General features: G+C 36.1%; 3 protein-coding genes. 1 reads left to right on the forward strand and 2 read right to left on the reverse strand.

Annotation, left to right across the window (positions count from 1 at the left end; genetic code table 11):
- Positions 1-22: 22 nt before the first annotated feature.
- The gene (locus tag V7068_RS17580; protein WP_499713855.1) at positions 23-640 is read left to right on the forward strand and encodes an RraA family protein; all 618 of its coding nucleotides are present in this window, start codon (positions 23-25) and stop codon (positions 638-640) included.
- 59 nt (positions 641-699) lie between these two features.
- Here the strand turns inward: V7068_RS17580 and ltaS are convergent, their stop codons facing one another.
- Positions 700-2673 (reverse strand): lipoteichoic acid synthase, encoded by a 1974-nt coding sequence (gene ltaS, locus V7068_RS17585; RefSeq protein WP_499713856.1) that lies wholly within the window; start codon positions 2671-2673, stop codon positions 700-702.
- A gap of 937 nt (positions 2674-3610) precedes the next feature.
- Positions 3611-4633 carry a siderophore ABC transporter substrate-binding protein gene (locus tag V7068_RS17590; RefSeq protein WP_499713857.1) on the reverse strand — a complete coding sequence of 341 codons (1023 nt, stop codon included), beginning with the start codon at positions 4631-4633 and terminating at the stop codon, positions 3611-3613.
- Positions 4634-4686 lie beyond the last annotated feature (53 nt).

A 4686-nucleotide genomic window follows, 5' to 3' on the forward strand; every position in this document is an offset into this window, starting at 1 on the left:
GTTTAATAGGAGGAATCATTGTATGGAAAATATCATTACGGAGTTTCAAAATATCCCTACAACGGCGATTTCAGATGTACTCGATGGATTAAACAACCTAAATTCTGCTATCAAGCCTTTACAGGAGCATTATCGCTTTGCTGGACGAGCGTTGACCGTTCAGCTGCCGATTAATGATAATCGCGCTGTCTTAAAGGCCATTGGAGCCGCACAACCTGGTGATGTACTTGTTGTTGATAGCAAAGGAGATACATATCGTGCTATTGCTGGAGACTTTGTTGTTGGTTTAATGAAAACGATGGGCATCCGTGCATTAGTTGTTGACGGAGTAATTCGAGATATCGTAGCCATTAAAGAGCTAGATTTTCCTGTTTTCTCAAGAGGTACAACAGTCGCTTCCAGCGGCAAAGCAGGAGTCGGCGATATTAATGTGCCAATTTCATGCGGCGGCGTCGCTGTTTATCCAGGAGATATTATTGTCGGCGATGCGGACGGTGTTGTTGTCGTGGCACAAAAAAATGCTGAAGAAGTTCTAAGGAAGGCAAAAGAAAAGGTTGCAAAAGATCAAGTTCGTGAAGATACGATTGCCGGAAAGCCAGAGGAAATAAAAAAGTATATTGCACAAATGCTTGCTAAATAAAGTGAAACCTCCATACAAAAATAAAGGAGCCTAGAAATTGATTCTAGGCTCCTTTTACTTTACTTGGATTCTTTATTAGAAGAAGGTGTACTTGTTTGCTCTTCTTCTCTATATGTGTAATCATAGTCGTTTGGATCAACAGGTACAAAGCCTTCTGGTTCGTAGAAACGAAGCAAGTCGCCATTGACAACTTTATCAGACAGATTCAATTTCATTTCAACAGACTCTTTCGTTTTAGTCATCTCTTCCGTTGGTTCAACGATTTCACCTGTTTTCATATCATAATATACTCCTTTAAATGATGAAAAATCCGGCGTTACAAAATCACCATTTCGGAATGGAACAATTTCATTATGATCCTTAGATAATAAATCTGTACCGAATTGTACATATTCCCTCGTATCTACACCTAATAAATGAAGCAATGTCGGTCTAAGGTCGATTTGACCACCATATTGATGTTTCACTCCACCTTCAACACCTGGTACATGGATCAATAATGGTACACGTTGCAATTGACCATTTTCAAATTCGCCCACTTCTTTTCCAAGAACCTCTGACATCGCTCGCATATGATTCTCAGAAATAGCATAGTGATCACCGTACATAACGATTACTGAGTTATCATATAATCCTGATTCCTTCAAATACGCAAAGAATTCCTCTAATGCTTCATCCGCATATCGAGCGGTTTGGAAATAATTATCTACAGATGCATCACCTGTTGTATGCTTACCAATTGTTGTTAAATCTTGGTCAATTGCATAAGGGAAATGATTAGATACCGTAATAAACTTCGCATAGAAAGGCTGTGGAAGCGTTTCTAATTTAGGAATAGACTCCTCGAAAAACGGTTTATCCATCAATCCATAACTTGCAACATCTTCTTCTTTCATATCATAATATTCCGCATCAAAGAACTTATCAAAGCCAAGTGCTTTATACATCTTGTCACGATTCCAGAATGATTTATAGTTTCCATGGAACACCGCTGATGTATACCCCTCTTGTTTTAAAATAGCCGGAGCTGCTTGATACGTATTTTGTGCCTGATTTGTAAAAGCTGCTCCTTGAGGCAATCCAAACAACGAGTTTTCTAGCATAAACTCTGCATCGGCTGTTTTTCCTTGTCCCACTTGATGGAAGAAGTTATCGAAATACATGAAATCCTTACTCTTTGCTAATGAATTTAAAAATGGTGTAACTTCTTCCCCATTTAATTTATAGTCAATTAAGAATTGTTGCATCGACTCTAAGTGAAGATAAATGACATTCTTCCCTTCAGCTGCACCAAAGTATTTCGGATTCGGTTCAGCTTTTGTTGCCTTTGTATAGTTAATCACTTCCGTTAAATCAGTACTGCTAGCTGTTGCGCGTTGAGCATATGTTTTTGTATTTTGAACAGCATCATATATTGTGTAATTATACAGGCCTAAATATTTCACAATATAGTTACGGTCAAACGTTCTTGATAATAACTGCGGACGATCTTTCTCTGCTAATGCTAGGTTTACAGTAAAAATAGCAATCCCTGTTAGAAACACTATTGCAACTGTCCGACGCTTTGGTTTAACAACTACGAATTTTTTCCCTTTCCATTTATATAGAACAAAGAGAATAACAGTATCTACAAAGTACAATACATCATATGGTTTAAAAAGCGCTAATACGCTCGATCCTAAATTCCCCGCATTTTGTACTTGTGTTAATGTTGGTAAACTAATAAAGTCCGTAAATGAACGATAATACACAATATTAAAGAATAACCATAGTGAGAAAATTACATTTAAACGAACAATCCATTTAAACACCTTTTTCTCTTTTGCTAATAATGCTAAAGCAAAGAATAGAACGGCTGAACTTAATGGATTAATAAATAATAAAAAGCTTTGTAATCCATTCTCGATGCCTAAACTAAATTCTACTTGATACCCAATATATGTTTTAATCCAAAACATGACGACTGCAATTAAGAAAAAGCCAAGAGTATGATCAATCAAAAACTGCTGGCCTTTTTTAAAAAAGTTATTCATGGTTTCACCTCTACTAATCTAGTGGTAACGTATATACCTACTGTTACACTTCCTTTATAAACTTCGGAAAAACGGTAAAGTTAATACTAACACTTATAAGTTCATTAATCAATCACCTATAAAACCCATTGTTGCTACATCCTGAGACAACTTGTACTCTGGCACCTCACTATCTTATGAATGAACTTTACAAATCATCACTTAATTTTCATATTGCTCTTTGCATCCTCACATTCACTCTTATACTATATAAAATCATTCGTGAACTTGCCAATAAATAATACTATAAACTAAACGTATCTAGGCTGTACTCAATTATAAACGACTTATTAAAAAAATGCTATAAAGTTCAATATTTTGGAAGAAAATATCCCTTATAATGGCTATTCTAATAAATGTTATTGAACAAACGGCTATGCACAATATTAGGCACATACATGAATGAACTAAGCGTTATTTCAAGGCAGCCCCTTTATTATAAGTTATTATTCACCGATTAAAGCGAAAATACAAGCGCTGGAGAATCAAAAGTAAAGTCGCTTATCTTTTTCTTCCTATATAAACGAAAAAGCCACCTATCCTCGTCAAATAAACGAAATTAGACAGCCTTCTTCGAATACGTCTCAGCCGCTTCCATATCACTGATCATTTTATCAAGAGACACTAAACCGCTGCCAGATGTTAAAACAATCAGATCTTTTTTATCAGTTGGAGCCATTTTGTTTAATTCTTCATATACTTCTGCTTAACGCCCAGAGATTAACATCCATTCTGGTGCTAATTCGTTAATTGCTTCAAAGTTAGGCCCTTTTAATCCGCCTACATGTTCTGCTGTATCTTTGTATTGAGAAAGCTAGCCATGAAACAACAAAACAGAGCTTTCCAAAGAGTCAGTTTTCACTAACTTTTTGGAAAGCCCCATACACAAATTATTGACCTATTTTAATTCAGCTAAAACTTCCTCAATTTTTGCAAGCTCTGATTGTAAGCCTCCACCGCTTAAGTACCAAAGTGGACCATCTAAGTAAACGATTCTATTGTTTTTGTAAGCTTCTGTTTTCTTGATGATTTCATTTTCCATATCAGCTTTGATGTTAGATTTTTCACCTGTAGCTGCTGTGCGGTCGATTACGAATAACACTTGCGGATCAAATTCTAAAATTGCTTCGAAGCCGAAGTTAGAACCGTGAGAAGAAGCTTCGATATTATCTGTCACTGGTTTGAAGCCATATATGTCATACATATAACCGAAACGAGAGTTTTCTGCGAAGCCAGATAATTTACCTTGATCATACATAGTAACTAATGATGTTTCATAGTTACCAGCTAAAGCCTTAATTTCTTCTAAAGCTGAATCGTATTTAGCAAGATATTCTTTAGCTTCCGCTTCCTTACCGAACATTTTAGCTGCAGTATCTACAGAAGCTAAAAATGTGTTCCAATAGTCATCTTGAGAAGTACCAACGAATACTACAGGAGCGATTTCCTTTAATTGTTCATAATATGGAGCTTGACGACCAGAAATAAAAATTACATCCGGGTCAATTTCAGCGATATCTTCAAGTAATGGTTCCTTTAAAGTACCGATACTTGTGTACTTATCATCAGCATATTCTTCAAGGTGATCTGGTAAAGTAGAGTCTTTAGGAAGACCTACAACTCCTTCAACACCAAGCGCATCTAATGTGTCTAAGAATCCATAGTCAAACACTGCGATTTTTTTCGGCATAGTTTCAAATGTCACATCTTCAAAGTTGATTGTACCTGCTTCCTCACTTTCAGTTGAAGCAGTTGTTGGAGATACAGTCATTGGATAAACGGCACCTTGTCCCTCTGTAGTTTGATCTTTAGCTGTTGTAGTTTCCTTTGGTTCTTCTTTTGTAGTTTCTTCGTTAGAACCACAAGCAGTAAGCATTAAAGACATCGCTAACATTGCACTAGCTAATTTCCATTTTTTCATGTGTATTACTCCCCTTTTATGTAGTTTATATTTCTTTATTATTAATGATAATC

The sequence above is a fragment of the Bacillus sp. JJ634 genome, assembly GCF_036962285.1.
Taxonomy (GTDB): domain Bacteria; phylum Bacillota; class Bacilli; order Bacillales; family DSM-1321; genus Peribacillus; species Peribacillus asahii_A.

Excerpts from the sequence above, each read along its gene's own strand:
- V7068_RS17580 (WP_499713855.1), top strand. The coding sequence starts at position 23 with ATGGAAAATATCATTACGGAGTTTCAAAATATCCCTACAACGGCGATT.
- ltaS (WP_499713856.1), bottom strand. The coding sequence starts at position 2,673 with ATGAATAACTTTTTTAAAAAAGGCCAGCAGTTTTTGATTGATCATACT.
- V7068_RS17590 (WP_499713857.1), bottom strand. The coding sequence starts at position 4,633 with ATGAAAAAATGGAAATTAGCTAGTGCAATGTTAGCGATGTCTTTAATG.